This window comes from Deinococcus apachensis DSM 19763 (assembly GCF_000381345.1).
In the GTDB taxonomy this organism is placed as follows: domain Bacteria; phylum Deinococcota; class Deinococci; order Deinococcales; family Deinococcaceae; genus Deinococcus; species Deinococcus apachensis.
In genome coordinates this window covers 142,180-158,244 of record NZ_KB906398.1, presented here as the reverse complement: position 1 = coordinate 158,244, position 16,065 = coordinate 142,180, and the positions used below count along the sequence as shown (strand labels likewise).

The 16,065-nt window shown below is 70.1% G+C and carries 14 protein-coding genes; 5 read left to right on the top strand and 9 right to left on the bottom strand.

Going from position 1 to position 16,065, the window contains the following annotated elements; genetic code table 11:
- Positions 1-13 precede the first annotated feature (13 nt).
- Positions 14-1,657, bottom strand: a complete 1,644-nt coding sequence (locus F784_RS0100915) for a chloride channel protein (protein WP_019584802.1) — start codon at positions 1,655-1,657, stop codon at positions 14-16.
- Positions 1,658-1,974: 317 nt separating this feature from the next.
- Between F784_RS0100915 and F784_RS0100910 the strand changes: the two genes are divergently transcribed.
- Complete coding sequence (locus F784_RS0100910) at positions 1,975-3,777, top strand: proline--tRNA ligase (RefSeq protein ID WP_019584801.1); 1,803 nt, start codon at positions 1,975-1,977, stop codon at positions 3,775-3,777.
- A 46-nt stretch (positions 3,778-3,823) separates the two neighbouring features.
- On the opposite strand, the gene F784_RS0100905 is transcribed toward F784_RS0100910, so the two are convergent.
- Together F784_RS0100905 and F784_RS0100900 are read right to left on the bottom strand one after the other, a co-directional pair.
- On the bottom strand, positions 3,824-5,281 hold the full coding sequence (locus tag F784_RS0100905; RefSeq protein WP_019584800.1) for an alpha-amylase family glycosyl hydrolase: 1,458 nt from the start codon (positions 5,279-5,281) through the stop codon (positions 3,824-3,826).
- A gap of 52 nt (positions 5,282-5,333) precedes the next feature.
- On the bottom strand, positions 5,334-5,720 hold the full coding sequence (locus F784_RS0100900) for a MerR family transcriptional regulator (RefSeq protein WP_019584799.1): 387 nt from the start codon (positions 5,718-5,720) through the stop codon (positions 5,334-5,336).
- 131 nt (positions 5,721-5,851) lie between these two features.
- On the opposite strand from F784_RS0100900, the gene F784_RS0100895 reads away from it, so the two are divergent.
- Entirely contained in the window at positions 5,852-6,319 is a 468-nt protein-coding gene (locus tag F784_RS0100895; RefSeq protein WP_019584798.1) for a DMT family transporter, read from the top strand.
- The gene (locus F784_RS0100890) at positions 6,316-6,783 is read left to right on the top strand and encodes a DMT family transporter (protein ID WP_157464929.1); all 468 of its coding nucleotides are present in this window, start codon (positions 6,316-6,318) and stop codon (positions 6,781-6,783) included. Before F784_RS0100895 ends, F784_RS0100890 begins: the two co-directional genes overlap by 4 nt.
- 3 nt (positions 6,784-6,786) lie before the next feature.
- Here the strand turns inward: F784_RS0100890 and F784_RS0100885 are convergent, their stop codons facing one another.
- Both F784_RS0100885 and F784_RS0100880 read right to left on the bottom strand, forming a co-directional pair.
- On the bottom strand, positions 6,787-9,261 hold the full coding sequence (locus tag F784_RS0100885; RefSeq protein ID WP_019584796.1) for a phosphoenolpyruvate carboxylase: 2,475 nt from the start codon (positions 9,259-9,261) through the stop codon (positions 6,787-6,789).
- 3 nt (positions 9,262-9,264) lie between these two features.
- Positions 9,265-10,056 (bottom strand): TIGR00282 family metallophosphoesterase, encoded by a 792-nt coding sequence (locus tag F784_RS0100880; RefSeq protein ID WP_019584795.1) that lies wholly within the window; start codon positions 10,054-10,056, stop codon positions 9,265-9,267.
- 151 nt (positions 10,057-10,207) lie between these two features.
- Here F784_RS0100880 and F784_RS0100875 point away from each other — a divergent pair, with 151 nt between their 5' ends.
- The gene (locus tag F784_RS0100875) at positions 10,208-11,263 is read left to right on the top strand and encodes an HD-GYP domain-containing protein (RefSeq protein WP_019584794.1); all 1,056 of its coding nucleotides are present in this window, start codon (positions 10,208-10,210) and stop codon (positions 11,261-11,263) included.
- Between the two features lie 21 nt (positions 11,264-11,284).
- Here F784_RS0100875 and F784_RS0100870 read toward each other — a convergent pair whose 3' ends face one another.
- Positions 11,285-11,902 (bottom strand): hypothetical protein, encoded by a 618-nt coding sequence (locus F784_RS0100870; RefSeq protein ID WP_019584793.1) that lies wholly within the window; start codon positions 11,900-11,902, stop codon positions 11,285-11,287.
- A 130-nt stretch (positions 11,903-12,032) separates the two neighbouring features.
- Between F784_RS0100870 and F784_RS0100865 the strand changes: the two genes are divergently transcribed.
- The gene (locus F784_RS0100865) at positions 12,033-13,133 is read left to right on the top strand and encodes an N-acetylmuramoyl-L-alanine amidase family protein (RefSeq protein WP_026332164.1); all 1,101 of its coding nucleotides are present in this window, start codon (positions 12,033-12,035) and stop codon (positions 13,131-13,133) included.
- 85 nt (positions 13,134-13,218) lie between these two features.
- Here F784_RS0100865 and F784_RS0100860 read toward each other — a convergent pair whose 3' ends face one another.
- The 3 genes from F784_RS0100860 to F784_RS0100850 all read right to left on the bottom strand — a co-directional run bounded on the left by F784_RS0100860 (position 13,219) and on the right by F784_RS0100850 (position 16,056).
- On the bottom strand, positions 13,219-13,791 hold the full coding sequence (locus F784_RS0100860) for a cob(I)yrinic acid a,c-diamide adenosyltransferase (RefSeq protein WP_019584791.1): 573 nt from the start codon (positions 13,789-13,791) through the stop codon (positions 13,219-13,221).
- Positions 13,792-13,866: 75 nt separating this feature from the next.
- Positions 13,867-15,381, bottom strand: a complete 1,515-nt coding sequence (malQ, locus tag F784_RS0100855) for a 4-alpha-glucanotransferase (protein WP_019584790.1) — start codon at positions 15,379-15,381, stop codon at positions 13,867-13,869.
- Positions 15,382-15,585: 204 nt separating this feature from the next.
- Positions 15,586-16,056: a transcription elongation factor GreA gene (locus F784_RS0100850; RefSeq protein WP_019584789.1), complete on the bottom strand. Its 471-nt coding sequence runs from the start codon at positions 16,054-16,056 to the stop codon at positions 15,586-15,588.
- Positions 16,057-16,065 lie beyond the last annotated feature (9 nt).

Sequence of the window (16,065 nt, the reverse complement as noted above, 5' to 3'; positions counted from 1 at the left end):
TTTCCCAATCGCTCTACGCGCCCGGCAGCCTCAGCACGCCCTCCAGCGCGGCGTAGGCGTCGGGCCGCGCAAGGAAGACCAGCTCGTCCTCGGCAGTCAGGCGCAGTTCGGGGCGCGGCACGCGGACGGTGCCGTCGCGGATGACGCCCACGACCTCCACGCCGGGGGGCAGGGAGAGGACGGAGAGCCGCGCCCCCTGCCAGCTGGAGGGAACGCCCCGCCTATACAGCTCCTGCTCGGAGGCGAGGGGGGTCGGGCTGCCCTCGCCCTCGGGAAGGACGGGGTCCAGCGGTGTGCCGGGCGCTCCGGCGGGCAGGCGGCGCGCAACAAACCGCACCCCCTCGGGCAGGAGGGGGAGGCTGGGGCCGGTGTGAACGGCGCTCGCCGCGCGGGAGCGAACCTGACCGGGCAGCAGGCCCGACTCCCCACTCAGCAGGTGGGCCAGCCCCGCGGTGAGGAGCGCGACGGGCAGCAGGGCGTCGCCGCCCCAGGCCACGGCGAACAGGGCAGCGGCCACCGGCACGTTGAGGGTCACCGTCAGAAAGGCGACCGCGCCGACCAGCGTGGCGACCGCCGGGTCCACCCCCAGCGCCGCGCCCAGTCCCGCCCCCAGCAGACCGCCCACCCCGACCGAGGGCAGCACGCCCCCCCCGAAGGCCAGCCGGGCACCGACGGCGAGCAGCAGCCAGCGCCAGCCCCCGGCGAGCAGTGCATCCGACCCCAGGAAGCCTGACAGGCCCAGTTGCACCCAGCCCGCCCCGTCGCCCAGGACGGCTGGGGTACTCCAGAAGGCGAGCGCCGCCGTGAGCCCCCCGAACAGCGCGCCCGCCACGGGGCGCCACGGCCCGTCGGTCCACCGCTCCGGGATCACCCGGCAGGCGAAGAGGGATACCCACCCCGCCAGCGTGACGGCCAGGGCCACCCCCAGGAAGGCCGGAAGTTGCGGGGACGCGGGCACCGGCAGGACTTCCACGCTGAAGAGCGGCGAGAACCCGAAGGCGAGGCCGTACACCGCGTATCCGCTGACGGCGGCGAGGACGCAAGGCATCAGCACCTCGAACTCGAACTCGAAGCGGCGGTACAGCACCTCGGCGATCAGGACGGCGGCGGCCAGCGGCGCGTGCAGCACGGCCCCCAACCCCGCCGCCGCGCCCGCCAGCGTCAGGGTGCGGGTCTCCACCGCGTCCAGCCGCGTCGCCTGGCGCAGCAGCCGGGTGCCCAGCCCGCCGAGCGCCGTGAAGGGCGCGTCCCGCCCCACGAGCAGCCCTCCCGCGTGGCCGAGCAGCGTGCCCGCCAGCGTGCGTGCCTGCACCGTTAACCCTGGCCCCAGCCCCCGCGTGTGGTAGCCGCGCACAAGCTGGGTGAGGGGGTCCCCCGCGTCCCGCGGCACCAGCCAGGCATAGGCGGCCCCCACCAGCGGCAGGACGAGCAGGCCCCAGGGCAGTGCCTCGCCAAAGGCCATCAGCAACCCGCCCTCGCCCGGTGTTCCGGGGGGAGCGTACCCGATCACCTGCGAGGCGAGGTCGAGCAGCGCGTTCAGCGCCAGCCGCAGTCCCACGCACAGGCCCCCCACCAGCAGGCCCAGCAGCACGCTCAGCACGACCAGCCGCCCGGTCTCCAGACGGGTCAGGACGGCGCGTGGCAGTGGGGAACGCATTCGAGAGCATGGTAATGCAGGGACAGAGGCCAGGGATTGCAAATGAAGGACTGGCTACGGCGGGCGAACGCTGGCCGTCCGGAACGTCTGGCCTACGTGGCCTGAAGCGGGAGGCGGAGCCCGTGGGCTTGACCCGCCGCCCTCCCGCCTGTAGCCTCCCCGATATGAGCGGGCAGACGTTCCCCCACATGCTGCTGCGTGTCGGCGCGGGCCTGCCCGTGCTCCCGCCGCCCTCCGGGGTGTGAACCGGTCACCTGAAACTTCGGTGCGTGTTTCTGACGCGCTGGCCTGACGTGTTCACAACCTGAGGGAAAAACATGCGAGTGTCGCAGGGACTGTTCGTGACGTGGCGCGAGGCGCCGTCGGACGCGGAGACGCGGGGCATCGCCATGCTCACGCGGGCGGGTTTTGTTCGGAAGCTGGGGAGCGGGCTGTACGCCAACCTCCCCCTGATGCAGCGGGTGCTGCACAGGTTGGAAACCGTGATCCGGGAGGAACTTGACGGTGTGGCTCAGGAGGTGAGCTTCCCGGTCCTCCAGCCCGAGGGCCTGTGGCGCGAGTCGGGGCGCTGGGAGGCGTACACGCAGGCCGAGGGGATCATGTTCACCGTGACCGACCGGGCGGGGCGGCAGCTTGCCCTCGGGCCGACGCACGAGGAGGTCGCGGTGGCGGTGGTGCGTGAACTTGCCCGCAGCTACCGGGACCTGCCCATGAGCGTGTACCAGATCGGGCGCAAGTTCCGCGACGAAATGCGGCCCCGTTTTGGCCTGCTCAGGACACGGGAATTCACCATGAAGGACGGCTACTCCTTCCACGCCTCGCCGGAGGACCTGAGGGCGCACTTCGAGGTCATGAGCGAGGTGTATTCCCGCATTCTCACCCGGCTGGGCGTCCAGTGGCGGGTGGTGGAGGCCGATAGCGGGAACATCGGTGGGGCGGACAGCCGCGAGTTCATGGTCCTGACCGCCGTGGGCGAGGACGAGGTGCTGTACACCGGGGATGGGCAGTACGCCGCGAACGCCGAGCGGGCGGTGTCCCCTGCCGCCGACGCGGGGCCGGGTCCCTTCCACACCTTCGGGCGGCGCCACACTCCGGACACGGCGACGGTGGCGACCGCCTGTGCAGCCCTGGGCTGTCAGCCCGCCCACATGGTCAAGACTGTCCTGTACGACGCGGTGTTCTCGCGTGGAGGGGGAAGATTGCTCGTCCCGGTGCTCGTCAGCATGCGCGGGGACCACAGCGTGAATCCGGTGAAGCTCTGGAACGTGGTGCAGGCACGGGCCGTACAGGTGGGCGGTGGGACGCTCCTCTCCCTAGAGGTGGCCCAGCCGGAGACGTGGGCAGCGGAAGAACTGCCCCTGGGTTACCTCGCGCCCAATCTTTCTGATGACCTGATTGCCCGGCGGGAAGGGATACACTCGGCCTTCCTCCGCCTGTGCGACGAGGCGGCGGCGACGGCGCGAAACTTCACCACGGGCGCGAACGAGACGGATTGGCATGTCACGGGGGCGCACTGGGGCGTCCAGTATCTGTTGCCGGAGGTGGTGGAGGTCCGGCAGGCCCGGCCAGGAGACGCTTCCCGGCATGACCCCGGGCAGGTGCTGCACTCCGCCCGCGGCATCGAGGTGGGGCACGTCTTCCAACTGGGGACGAGGTACGCGCGGGCGATGACCGCCGGATTCACGGCAGCGGACGGCAGTACCCAGCCCTTCCACATGGGCTGCTACGGCATCGGCGTGACGCGGCTGGCCCAGGCGGTCGCCGAACAACTTTCGGACGAGCGGGGGGTGATGTGGCCGCCCGTGATCGCGCCCTATCAAGTCATCCTGACCGTCGTGGATGCCCAGGACGAGCGGCAGATGGGGGCAGCCGAAACTTTATACGCGCAACTTCGAGCGGCGGGTGTGGATGTGCTGCTGGATGACCGTGCGGAGCGCGTGGGCGTGAAGTTCGCGGACGCCGATTTGACTGGCATTCCCTACCGGGTCACCCTGGGCCGCGCGTTGGAGCAGGGTGAGGTGGAGGTCAAGGTGCGCCGAACGAGTGAAGTCACCAGGCTAGCCGTATCAGAAGTGGAATCCTATCTGCGGACGCAGCTCGCTTCCCCAGGCATGCGTTAGGGCAGGGCTCGGGGCGGCCAAGACGGGGAACCGCCGCCCCCTCCCCCTACTTCACGCTGAAGACCGCCGCGTCCTCCCCCGGCAGGCTGAGGTGCAGCCAGCCGCCGCTCACGCTCATCTTCGCGTCCTGCCCCACGAAGAGGCTGCGCGTCACGTCCTGCCTGTCCGAACTCAGCCCCAGGGTGTTCAGGCGGATGCTGTACGTTTTGCGGTCCTTGCCGTTATGCCACGCGATGAGCACACGTTCATTCCCGGATTGCCGGGTGAGGAGCAGCAGGTCGTCTTGCAGGCTGGCGGGCACGGGCAGCAGCTTCTGATCACCCACGCTCAGCGCCTGGCTGGCCTTGCGAACCGCGATGGCGTCCCGGGCCGTCTCGAACACCTGGCGCTCGGCGGGCGTCCACTCGTTCTCGAAGCGCATATCGCGGCGGTTGTCGGGGTCGGCGCCGCCGCGCATGGCGATCTCGGTGCCCTGCCAGATCACCGGAACGCCCTTCAGGGTCATGAGCGCCCGCAGGCCATAGCGGGTGCGGGCCTGCCCCACGTCCTCAAACAGACTGCCCTGGGCAAAGCGCGGCACGTCGTGGTTGTCGAGAAACAGGGCGACCTCGCCGGGCCGGGGCAGTTCGTTCTGGCGTGACAGCACGTTCGCCACGCCGCTCAGGCCCTGGCCGCCCATGATCCCATTTCGCATCGCCGCCTGAAGGCTGAAGAGGAACAGGCTGTCAAAGCCCGCCCGCTGCCAGTCAGCGACCGTCCCAGTGTCGGCGTCGAACCACTCGCCCAGCGTCCAGGTCCCGGCGGCGCGGTCCTGGGCCAGCAGGTCGCGCAGGAAAGGTCCCTCGACATGCTTGATCGCGTCGTAGCGGAAGGCGTCCACCCCCTGCCCCCGCCAAAAGGCGTCATTGCCCAGCAGCAGCGCCCGCACCTCGGGGTTGGACTGCTTCAGGTCGGGCAGGCCGGAGAGCGGGCAGTCCACATCCTTGTTCTTCGTGGCGTCGCACTCTGCCTGGCCGTTAAACCACGTCGGATGCTCCTTCACCGCCGGGGCCTCGTACCCGAAGTGGTTGATGACCTGATCGAGCACCACCCGCATCCCCGCCCCATGCGCCGCCTTCACGAAGGTGCCGAAATCCGCCAGCGTCCCGAAGTGAGGGTCCACGTCCCGGAAGTCGGCGGGCCAGTATCCGTGGTACGCCGCGGTGTCGAAGGAGTTCGCCGCCTGCTGCCGGTAGATCGGCGTGAGCCACACCGCCGTCGCGCCGAGTTTCTGGATGTAGGGCAGCTTGCCCGTCAGGCCTGCCAGGTCGCCGCCGTGCCAGGCCCGCAGGTTATTGCGGTCGATACCCGCGTCATTCGCCTTGTTCCCGTCCGCGAACCGGTCGGGCATGACCTGGTAGATGATCTGCCCTTCCCAGGAGGGTAAGGCGGCAGGAGTGGGCGTCGAGGTCTGCGCGCCCGCCACAGAGGCGAGCAGCGCACCCAGAAGGGTCAGGCGGCGCATATGGGGGATATGGTAGGCCAAGAGTCAGCCGTCCGGGTGGCGCCAGGGAGGCTCAGGCGCGGGTGTCGGCTCCACCCTCCTGGCGCGGGCGCACGACCTCCAGGTAGGCATTCAGGGCGTCCAGATTGCGTTGCAGGCAGGAGATGCGGGCGGCGATACGGTCCCGCTCGGTCTCCAGGCGATCCAGCATTTCGGGCTGGGTCCCCCTGGGGTGAATCGTATGGGGGGTGTCCAGACAGGGCAGCACCTCCTTGACCAGGCTGATGGGAAGGCCCGCCCCCAGGAGCCCGCGAAGTTGGAGGACGTGCGCTACCACCGCTTCGGGGTAGTCCCGGTAGCCGTTGGCCCGGCGGCTCGCCGTGAGGATGCCCTGCTCCTCGTAGTAGCGCAGCAGGCGGGGGGAGACGTTCACGCGCCGGGCCAGTTCACCTATTCTCATCGGACTTCCTCCGGGGCCTTGACCCTCACATCAGTGTGAAGGTTTCAGGATGGGCGCATGCCGATCCCGCCACACCGCCCGCGCCGAACGCTCATCCGGTTTCTCTATTCTTCTTTGCCCGGAGGACAAACATGCTGAGTCGCCCGAGCCACGAGCGGCCACTCCTCATCCTCGTGGCGGTCCTCGCGGGGGGCCTCCTGCCCGCGCAGTTCGCCACGAATGGGGCGCTGGCCACGGCGTTCCAGTCGGTGACCCTCACAGGCGCAACCTCGTACCTGGTGGGAAGTGTCCTTCTGGTCGGTCTGCTCGCGGCGCGGCGCTGGCAGCCCACATGGGAGGCCGCGCGGCGAGCGCCTGCCTGGAGCTGGCTGGGCGGGGTGGTAGGCAGCGCCTATGTGGTGGGCAGCGTCGTGCTCACCCGTGAACTGGGGGCTGCCCTTGCCACCACCCTGGTGATTGCCGCGCAGATCATCACGGCGATCCTGCTGGATCACTTCGGTGTCCTCGGGTTGCCGCAGCGGCGGCTCAACCGGGCGCGGCTGCTCGCCACCGGGCTGGCCCTGGCCGCCCTCGCCCTGCGGCTGTGGGGGCTGAGGTGACCCTCCTGACGCTGCTGGGCACGGTCGGCGCGGGCCTGGGCCTCGCCGCGGGACTTGCCTTCAACCTGCGGCTGGCCGCCGCGCTCGGTCTGCCGCTGGCGGCCACACTCGTCAACTTCGTCGTGGGGGCTGCGCTCCTCCTGACGCTGTGGGTCCTGGGGGTGGACCGTGCCCTCCCCGCGGGCCTGCCGCCGCTCTGGATGTTCCTGGGTGGCGCGTTTGGGGCGAGCTACGTCGCGCTCAGCCTGACTGTGGCCGCGCGGCTGGGTGCCGGGGTGAGCACGGTCGCCGTGACCCTCGGGCAGGTGCTCGGCGCCCTCGCCGTCACCGGCCTGGGCTGGCTGGGGCAGGCGCAGCAGTCGGTGGGCCTGCCCGCCGTCCTCAGCGCGTTGTGTCTACTCGGCGCGGTCGTCGTCCTGGCCCGTGATCGGGAGCAGACGTCCGTGAAGCCGCCGGGGAGGTAGTCCTCATCCCGTGTTCCGCACCCCCGCCGCAATGCCCTGAATGCTCAGCAGCAGGGGTCGCTCGTACTCGTCCAGGCCGCCCTCCGCACTCCGGGCGCGGCACAGCATCTCGACCTGGATGCGGTGGATCGGGTCGATGTACGGGTTGCGGAGTTTGATGCTCTCGCGCAGCCGGGGCTCGTTCGCCAGCAGTTCCCCGCCGACGACCTCCTGCACGAGGCCCACGGTCTCGTCGTAGGTGGTGCGCAGGTGCCCCGCCAGCCGGTGTTCGCCCGAGAGGCGCAGATACTCCGCGAAGATCAGGAAGTCGCTCTTGGCGAGGCTCATCTGCGCGTTGTCCAGCACCGTGCGGAAAAAGGGCCACTCGGCGTACATGGTGCGGGCGAGGTCGGGGCCGATCTCGCGCAGCCCCTCGCACAGGCCGTACCAGCCGGGGAGGTTTGCGCGGTTCTGCGTCCAGCTCATCACCCAGGGGATGGCGCGCAGGTTGGTGAGGGTGGGCGCTCCCGGACGGCGCACCGGCCGCGAGGCGATGTTCAGCCGGGCGATCTCGTGGATGGGCGTGACGGCCTCGAAGAAGGGGAGGAAGTCGGGGTCGTCCACCAGGGAGCGGTAGGCGGCGGCACTCGCGCGGGCGGCGCGGCCCATCGCCTCGGTCCACCCCTCGGGCGGGTTCTGCGCGGGGCGGGCGGCGGCGAGGATCATGCCGTACAATGCCTGCTCCAGGTTGCGCCGGGCGAGGACCGGGTGGCTGTACTTGTCCGCCAGTGCCTCCCCCTGCTCGGTGATGCGGATGCCCGCGTCGATGGTCCCGGCGGGCTGCCCCAGGATCGCCCGCGAGGCCGGGCCGCCCCCCCGCCCGATGGAAGTGCCCCGGCCGTGGAAGAAGCGCCACGGCACCCCCGCCCGGCGGCACACGTCGCTGATCCGGCGCTGGGCCTCGTGCAGCGCCCAGTTCGCGGCCAGAAAGCCGGTGTCCTTGTTGGAGTCGGAGTAGCCCAGCATGATCTCCTGAACGTCCGTGCCCAGCATGGCGCGGTACTCGGGCACGCTGAGGAGTTCCCACACGACCTGCGGGGCGCGTTGAAGGTCGTCCAGCGTTTCGAAGAGGGGCACCGGCAGCACCCGGAAACCAACTTCCCGCGCCAGCAGCAGCGGCTCCAGCACGTCACTGACGCTCTCGCTCATGGAGATGATGTAGCGGCCAAAGGCGCGCGGGCCGCTCAGCCGGGTCGCCGCCTGCACCTCACGGATGGGGCCGATGGCGTTTTCCAGCTCCTCGGGTAGCACCTCCCCGGCGGGCCAGAGTGGGCGGCGCGAGCGCAGCTCCCGGGTCAGCACCTCCTGCTTGGCGTGCTCGGGCAGGGCCAGGTAGTCCGGCTCCACCCCCGCCTCCGCGAGCAGCCGCGCGACCGCCGCCCCCGTCTGCCCGGAGTGCTCGCGGACATCCAGGCTGACGAGGTGGATGCCGAACACCCGCGCGACCGTCAGCAGCGGCGTGAGCAGGAGGTCCGCGGTGCGGTGCTGCCCGTTCGCGTGCAGCCGCTCGCGTAGCGCCTCCAGCCGGGGCAGGAGGTCCACCGGCTGGCCGTCGCGAAGAGCGTCGTGCAGGGCGCGCAACTCGGCGCGGTAGGCCTCCCCGTCCTCCGGGTCCTCCTGGCTGAGGTCGGCGTAGGCCTGCCGGATCGTCCCCAACAGCAACTCCCGCGCCCGCTCGCGGTGCAGGCTCAACGTCTCGCGGGTTGCCTCCGGGGTCACGAAGGGGTTGCCGTCGCGGTCCCCACCCATCCACGAGGAGAAGGAGAGGGGCAGCCGCGCTGCGGTCTCCCGCCCGTATACATGGCGAAACGCCCGCGCGAGGTCCCGTTGCAATACGGGGAGCGCCTGCGCGATGGAGGAGACGTAGTTCAGCCCGCCCTTCACCTCGTCGAGAACGGTAGGTTTCAACCGGCGCAGCTCCGGCGTGCGCCACAGCGCCTCGACGTGAGCGGCCACCCGCTCCTGCCCCTCGCCTTCCAGGTTCGGGATGTCGCGCGCGATCTCCACGAGGTGGCTGCGGACCGTGCGGCGGCGCATCTCGGTGGGGTGGGCGGTGAAGGTGAGGCCCAGGTCCAGCCGCGCCAGAAGAGCCTCGGCCTCCTCCGCGCCCACACCCTGGGCCTTCAACTCCACCAGGGCCTGCTCGATGCTCTGGGGCCGCACCCCCTGGGTGCCCGAGAGCACCCGCACCCGCTCGTACTCCTCAGCCAGGTTAACGAGCTGGAAGTACCAGGTGAAGGCCCGTGCGAGGTTCCCGGCCACGTGCGCGTCCAGCCCGCTCAGCAGCCCGCGTAACTCCGCGTCGTCACCACCGCCGCGCACCTCACGCACCAGCGCCCGGGTCCGCTCAACGAGCTCGAAGAAGCCCTCGCCCTCCTGCTCCCTCAGCACCTGTCCCAGCGTGCGGCCCAGCACGTTCACGTCCGCCTTCAGGCCCATGCGTCAGCCCTCCTCGGCGTAACGGTAACGCTCGGCGGCCAGGGCCTTCCCTCCCGCCATCTGGACAATCACCCCGTTCAGCTCCGCAAGGCCCCCCGCCACCCCGAAACGGTGCGGGCGTTCAGTCAGGAACTTCTGAATGGGTCCCTCCGGGTCCGCCCCGATGATGCTGTTCAGGGGGCCGGTGAATCCTGCGTCCGTCTGGAAGGCCGTCCCACCCGGCAGAATGCGCGTGTCCGCCGTCGGCACGTGCGTGTGCGTCCCGATCACGGCGGCGACCCGCCCGTCCAGATGCCACGCCAGTGCCGCCTTCTCGCTCGTCGCCTCGGCGTGGACGTCCACGAAGACGTTGCCCAGCCCCTCCCGCTCCAGCAGCTCGTCCATCGCCCGGAAGGGGTTGGCGACGGCCTCCATGAAGACCCGGCCAAGCACATTCACGACGGTCAGGCGCTCCCGGGTCCCGTCCGCCCCCCGCACCTGGAACGTCCGCCAGCCCACGCCCGGGGTACCGGGGTCGGCATAGTTCAGCGGCCGCACGATGGGATAATGTTCCTCATCAAGCATTAAGGAAAACACATCCTTGTGGTGCCAGGCATGGTTGCCGAGAGTGATACAGTCCCCCCCGGCTTTCAGGATCGCGTCGGCAGCCTCGCGGTGCAGCCCGAAGCCCCCGGCGGCGTTCTCGCCGTTCACGATCACGAAGTCAAAGCTCCGACGGATGGTTGGCAGATGATTCGCCAGCACCCGGCGGCCGGGTTGGCCGTACACGTCCCCCACGAACAACACACGAAGCATGCCCCACCCTAGCGTGATCCCCCAGGTGGGGGAGGCCGTGTGAGGATTTCTCCTCACATCCTTATCACACGGCTGAGCTTAGTCTGTGCCGGTATGAGGCCCGGCCCCTGCCAACACGCGCGCGTGACCTCCCGGGGGCGGCGGAGGGCGCGTGTTTGAGGATCTGGACTTCTTCGATTACCCCCTCACCCCGGCCCCCGGCCGCCCCGCCACCCGCCCCGCCGTTCCCCAGGGTGAGCGGCCCGGGCTGGCCCAACTGCTGCTGGAGACGCAGCCCGCGGCCCTGTTCTTGCTGGACGGGGCCGGGCTGATCCTGGAGGTGGGCGGGGCCTGGGAGGCCGTGACCGGCATTCCCCCCGCCGAGGCGAGCGGTCAGCCACTGCACCGCTGGCTGCGCTACGACCGTGCCCGTCACCCCGGGGTGCTGCGCGGCGCCGGGGGCGTGCTGGAGGAAGTCACCCTGACTACCCGCCAGGGCAGCCAGGTGGCCCGCGTCGCCTGGGCCAGCCGGGGCGGGTACATCGCCGGGTCGCTGGAACCGCTCGCACCCGCCGCGCAGCACGCGTTTCGCACCGCCGAACGCCTCCAGGACACCGAGCGCGCCCTGGATGAGGTGGTGCGGCTGCTGGGTGTCAGCCAGGACGCCTGGCAGGCCGACCACGTGCGCCGCATCGTCGACCTCGCCGAGCGTCTGGCGGCGGCCGCCGGGCTGAGCCCCGCCGAGGTCCGCGCGGTTCGCTGGGGGGCGGCGCTGCACGACGTGGGCAAGGCCCGGGTGCCGCAGGCAATCTTGCAAAAGCCCGGCCCACTTGATCCCCTGGAACACGCGGTCATCCGCCAGCACCCTGCCTGGGGCGTGCAGCTTCTCGCGGACCTGCTGTTCCTGCCGCTCCAGACGCTGGACGCCGTGCGCCACCACCACGAGCGTTGGGACGGCCGGGGCTACCCCATCGGCCTGAGCGGCCACCACATCCCGCTGGGCGCCCGCATCGTCAGCATCGCGGACGTGTTCGACGCCCTGCTCAGCACCCGGCCCTATAAGCGCGCCTGGAGCTACCAGGAGGCCGTCGACTACCTCATTACCGAGGCGGGCCGCCAGTTCGACCCGCACCTCACCCGCATCTTCGTGTGCCAGGTGTTGGGTTTCACCCACCTGGAAGACCGCTTCGGCTGTGGCGACACCGGCCCCGAAGAGTCAGAAGAGTAGGGGTGCCGGGCACCCGCCGCCTCACTTCAGGTAGGGCGTGAAGCGGGCGAGGTTGGCCGTGTCAGGCCGGACGGCCCGCAGCAGTCGGTTGCCGCCGAAGGTCAGCAGCAGATGATCGTTCGCGTCCCCCTGCGCCTGGCCCAGCCGGTAGGGGCCGGAGACCAGAATCTGCGCGGTGCGGAGATCGAAGGCCAGGGCGGTCCCGCTGAGGGCGGGCGTCTGGGCCTTCACTCCGCCCAGGGCGCTCACGAACCCGGTCTTCAGGTGAATCACCATCTGGTTCGCCGTGAGGTTTTTCAGCCGCGCGTCCCCGTAGGTCACGCCGCCCGACGCGGTGACGGTGCCCCGCCCCAGGTCGTAGGTGACGTTCGGTGCGCGCAAGGTGCCCCCCTGCCGGGTGGTGAGCGTGGCCTGCTGGGCAACCAAGCGGGTGCCGGGTTCGAGGTGCAGCCGGGCAGCCGTCAGCCGCAGCCCGGTGCGGGCGTCGGCCACGGTGCCGCCCTGCGGGAGGTCGGTCGCCCCCGTCTCCAGGTTCAGGTTCTGGGGACCCCGCGGCGTGATGTTCAGCCCGCCGAAGTTGACGGCGCCCCCCGCCCCCAGAAAGAGCGAGGCCAGCAGCGGAAGGAGCAGGCGGTTCATGCCCCCCACCCTAACCCGGCCCCCCTGAGCGGCATGAGCAGGCGCGTCAGGTGAGCTTCAGGTGGGGCGGCCCCCCCGGCTCATCTTTTGTGATTCCTTCACGGTGCGGCGGGCGCTACACTTCGTCCCGGTGAAGCGTCTCCTTCTCCTCCTCCTGCTCGCCGCGTCCACCGTCCTCGCCGCCCCCCGCGTGGGCACGCACGACGGCTACACGCGGGTGGTGTTCGACCTGCCGCGCACCACGTCCGCCAGCACCAAGGTGAGCGGCCAGAGCGTGACGGTAAAACTCGGGGTCAGCCTCTCCGCCGCGGGGGGGAAGTTGAGTGCCCCCGGCGTCACGGCCTACACAGTGAAGGGCAGCACCGTGACCATCAAGCTGGCGAAGGACCACGCGAGCGCCAAGGTGAGCGTGTTACCTCCCAGGGACGGCCAGGGCGCCCGGCTGGTGATCGACGTGCCGACGAGCGCCGCCGCCGCGAAGGTGCCGTCCACGCCCGTCCGCACGGCACCCGCCGCGGTGACCCGTCCCACCGGCACCCGGGCGCCGGCCCGCCCGCGCGTGGTCCTCGATCCCGGGCACGGCGGCGTGGACCCGGGCATGCGGAGCCGCTGGGTGCAGGAACACGAGGCCACGCTCGCCGTGGCCCTGCGCGTGCGTGACGAGCTGCGAAAGCACGGGGTGGACGTGGTCATGACCCGCGAGACGAACACGGACCTGAGCGCGGACAAGGCCACGGACCTCGACATGCGCTCCCGGCTGGCGACGACGGGCAAAACGAGCGCCTTTGTCAGCATCCATGTCAACGCCTCCACCAACCCCGCCGGGCAGGGCATCGAGACGTATTACTTCGGGCAACCGCTCGACGCCAGCCGCAGCCGCGCCATCACGGAAAACGGTGGTGGGAGCGTCGGTGCGGAGCTGACACGCCGGGCCGCGAACAGCGCCCAAAGCCTGCTCGGAGACCTGCTCGCCCAGGCCAAGCTCGCCTTCTCGCGCCAGCTCGCCCAGAAGGTCCAGGCGAACCTGATCTCCGCGACGGGCGCCGTGAACCGGGGCGTGCAGACCGACGCCTTTTACGTGATCCGCAACCCGACCACGCCCGCCATCCTGATCGAGATCGGCTTCGGCTCCAGCCCGGTCGAGGGTCCCCGCCTTGCCCAGCCCGCCTACCGCGACCGGGTGGCGACGGCGATTGCACGGGCCATTCTGGACTTCCTGAATATGAAGTAGGAAAGGGTCTCCCACCCGCTTCCGGCAGAAGACCCCTCACCGCGTTTTCGTGACAGGACCAGCGTCGTGACCCCGGTTGCGGCTCCTACCGCCGCCCCTTCACCAGCCAGGCGTGTTCGCTCACGCCGGACCGCTGGTTGACGGCGCGGGCCATCACGAACAGCAGGTCGGAGGTGCGGTTGAGGTAGACGAGGACGGCCGGGTTGATCTCCTCGACCTCCGCGAGCCGGATCACCTCGCGCTCGGCTCGGCGGGCGACCGTGCGGGCGATATGGAGGGCGGCGGCGGTGAGGGTGCCTCCCGGGTGGACAAAGCCCCTGAAGACGGGCGCGACCTCCTGGTAGCGGTCGATCATCGCCTCCATGTGGGCCACGTCCTGGTCGTCCAGGCGGCTGATCTTGCTCGCCGAAACGCTGCCCTGGCGGGTGGCGAGGTCGGCGCCCACATCGAAGAGAGCGTTCTGGAGGTATTCGAGGTCGGCCTCCAGCTCGCCGTCCGGCGACTCACTGGCGGCATTGTGCGCCCGGGCCAGGCCCACCGCGCTGTTGAGTTCGTCCACCGTGCCGTAGGCCTCGACCCGCACGTGCGTCTTGCTGACCCGCTCGGGGCCGTAGAGGCCAGTGGAGCCGTCGTCGCCGGTCTTCGTATAGAGCTTCATGGGAGACAGGGTAGTGGGTTGTGGGAAGGGGGGAGTGGGATAAGGCTCAAGTCCACTGCCCCTCCTCCTCACCCCTTACAGCTGCGCCAGGCGGCCCGACCGCTCGGTCACTTCCCGCAGCCTCGCCGCCAGCTCCGGGCGCAGTTCGCCTTCCCGGTAGCGCCAGGTCCAGTTCTGCGGGCCGGTCGTGCCGGGCAGGTTCATGCGGAACTCGCTGCCCAGGTTCAGCACGTCCTGAAGAGGCACGATGGCGAGGTCCGCCCGGCTCCCAAAGGCCAGCTCGATCAGCTGCCACGCGAACGTCTCCTCGGTGGGGTGGCTGTGCGTGTACGTGCGGAAATTGTGCCGCTCGGCCTCGTCGGCGTTACGCCACCAGCCGCGCGAGGTGTCGTTGTCGTGGGTGCCGGAGTACACGACCTGATTCACCCGCAGGTTGTGCGGCAGGAAGGCGTTCACGCTGAAGTCGCCCCCGCCGAACGCGAATTGCAGCACCGCCATGCCGGGCAATTCGAAGTCGTCGCGCAACTTCTCCACGTCGGGGGTGATGACCCCCAGGTCCTCGGCGATGATGGGAATGCTGCCCAGCGCCTTCTGCACGGCCTCCAGCATCTCGTGGCCAAGGGCGGGGACCCACTGCCCGTGGATGGCGGTCTCGGCCGGGAAGGGAATCTCCCAGTAGCCCGCCAGCCCCCGGAAGTGATCGATGCGGATGAGGTCGTACAGGTGCAGGCTGCCCCGGAAGCGCTCGATCCACCAGCGGAACCCGTCCGCCTTCATCACGTCCCAGCGGTAGAGCGGGTTGCCCCAGAGCTGCCCCGTCTCGCTGAAGTAGTCCGGCGGCACACCCGCCACCACGGTGGGCTGCCCCTGGTCGTCAAAGTAGAACTGCTCCCGGTTCGCCCAGGCGTCGCTGGAATCCATCGCCACGAAGATCGGGATGTCCCCGATGACCTGCACCCCCCGCTCCCGGGCGTACCCGCGCAGGGCCGTCCACTGCCGGAAGAACAGGAACTGGATGAACTTCACCCGCTCGATGTCGGAGGCGAGCCGCCCCCGCGCCGCCGCCAGCGCCCCCGGCTCGCGGTCGCGCAGCCCCGGCTCCCAGGCGTTCCACGGCAGCCCGCCCTGCTCGTCCTTGAGGGCGGCGAAGAGCGAGTAGTCGTCCAGCCAGGCGGCCTCCTCCGTCTTGAACGTCTCGAAATCGGCCTTCAGATGCCCCGCGCTGCCGCCCAGGAAATGCGCGTAGGCCCGCCGCAGCATCCCGTTCCGCCACACGTACTGGAGCCCGAAATCCACCCGGTCCGGGCTGAAGGTCGGCAGGTCGGCAAAGTCCCCATCTCCCAGCAGCCCCTCCTCCCGCAGGGTGGCGAGGTCGATCAGGTAGGGGTTCCCGGCGAAGGCGCTGAAGGCCTGGTAGGGACTGTCCCCGTACCCGGTGGGGCCGAGCGGCATCACCTGCCAGTAGGTTTGCCCGGCCTGCGCCAGCCAGTCCACGCAATGCCGCGCCTGCGCCCCGAGTTCACCGATGCCGTAGGGGCCGGGAAGGCTGGTGGGATGCAGCAGCACGCCGCTGGAACGCTTGATGGTCATGAGGTGGTCCTCCGGTGGGTGAAATAGGCTTGGAAGTGATTCCAGAAGGCGCCCGCATTGTACCCATTCGGGCTGTTGACGGGTTCGTCTGTTGGCGCTCGGTGAGGGGGGTTCCGGGAGGACGCGAGCCCCAAGCCGCCTCACCTCAGCCCTAAAAAAGAAGACGGAGTTTCCCCCGCCCTCTCCCGTTCGCCCTTCGGCGCCTTAGCTGTAGCTGACGTCCAGCACCTCGAATTTTGCCGTGCCCTTGGGAAGCTGCACGGTGACGGTCTGGCCGGGGCGGGCGCCGCTGAGCGCCTGGCCGATGGGGCTGGCGTCGCTGATCTTGCCCTTGAGCACGTCCACCTCGTAGGTGCCGACGAGCTCGAAGTTGTGTTCCTTGCCCTTCTCGTCGCGCACGCGGACCCGGGCACCCAGGCCCGCCCCGCCCGAGGCGTCCTCGGCGATGATCTGGGCGCGTTCGAGCTGGTCTTCGAGTTCGATGATGCGCGCCTCGTTCTCGCTCTGCTGCATGCGGGCCTCGTCGTAGGCCGCACTCTCGCGCAGGTCGCCGTCGGCGATGGCCGAGCCCATGTACTCGCTGATCTGCTCGCGGCGGGTGGTCTTGAGGTATTGCAATGTTTCCCGCAGCTTGTCGTAGCCCCGCTGCGTCATGGGAATGCGTGTCTTGGTCATGGCGGTCCA

What these genes read in the sequence shown, in the direction of transcription:
- F784_RS0100885 (WP_019584796.1), bottom strand. Translation starts at nt 9,261, where the DNA reads ATGGGCCTGAAGGCGGACGTGAACGTGCTGGGCCGCACGCTGGGACAG.
- F784_RS0100915 (WP_019584802.1), bottom strand. Translation starts at nt 1,657, where the DNA reads ATGCGTTCCCCACTGCCACGCGCCGTCCTGACCCGTCTGGAGACCGGG.
- F784_RS0100905 (WP_019584800.1), bottom strand. Translation starts at nt 5,281, where the DNA reads ATGCGCCGCCTGACCCTTCTGGGTGCGCTGCTCGCCTCTGTGGCGGGC.
- F784_RS0100870 (WP_019584793.1), bottom strand. Translation starts at nt 11,902, where the DNA reads ATGAACCGCCTGCTCCTTCCGCTGCTGGCCTCGCTCTTTCTGGGGGCG.
- F784_RS0100910 (WP_019584801.1), top strand. Translation starts at nt 1,975, where the DNA reads ATGCGAGTGTCGCAGGGACTGTTCGTGACGTGGCGCGAGGCGCCGTCG.
- malQ (WP_019584790.1), bottom strand. Translation starts at nt 15,381, where the DNA reads ATGACCATCAAGCGTTCCAGCGGCGTGCTGCTGCATCCCACCAGCCTT.
- F784_RS0100850 (WP_019584789.1), bottom strand. Translation starts at nt 16,056, where the DNA reads ATGACCAAGACACGCATTCCCATGACGCAGCGGGGCTACGACAAGCTG.
- F784_RS0100895 (WP_019584798.1), top strand. Translation starts at nt 5,852, where the DNA reads ATGCTGAGTCGCCCGAGCCACGAGCGGCCACTCCTCATCCTCGTGGCG.
- F784_RS0100880 (WP_019584795.1), bottom strand. Translation starts at nt 10,056, where the DNA reads ATGCTTCGTGTGTTGTTCGTGGGGGACGTGTACGGCCAACCCGGCCGC.
- F784_RS0100860 (WP_019584791.1), bottom strand. Translation starts at nt 13,791, where the DNA reads ATGAAGCTCTATACGAAGACCGGCGACGACGGCTCCACTGGCCTCTAC.
- F784_RS0100900 (WP_019584799.1), bottom strand. Translation starts at nt 5,720, where the DNA reads ATGAGAATAGGTGAACTGGCCCGGCGCGTGAACGTCTCCCCCCGCCTG.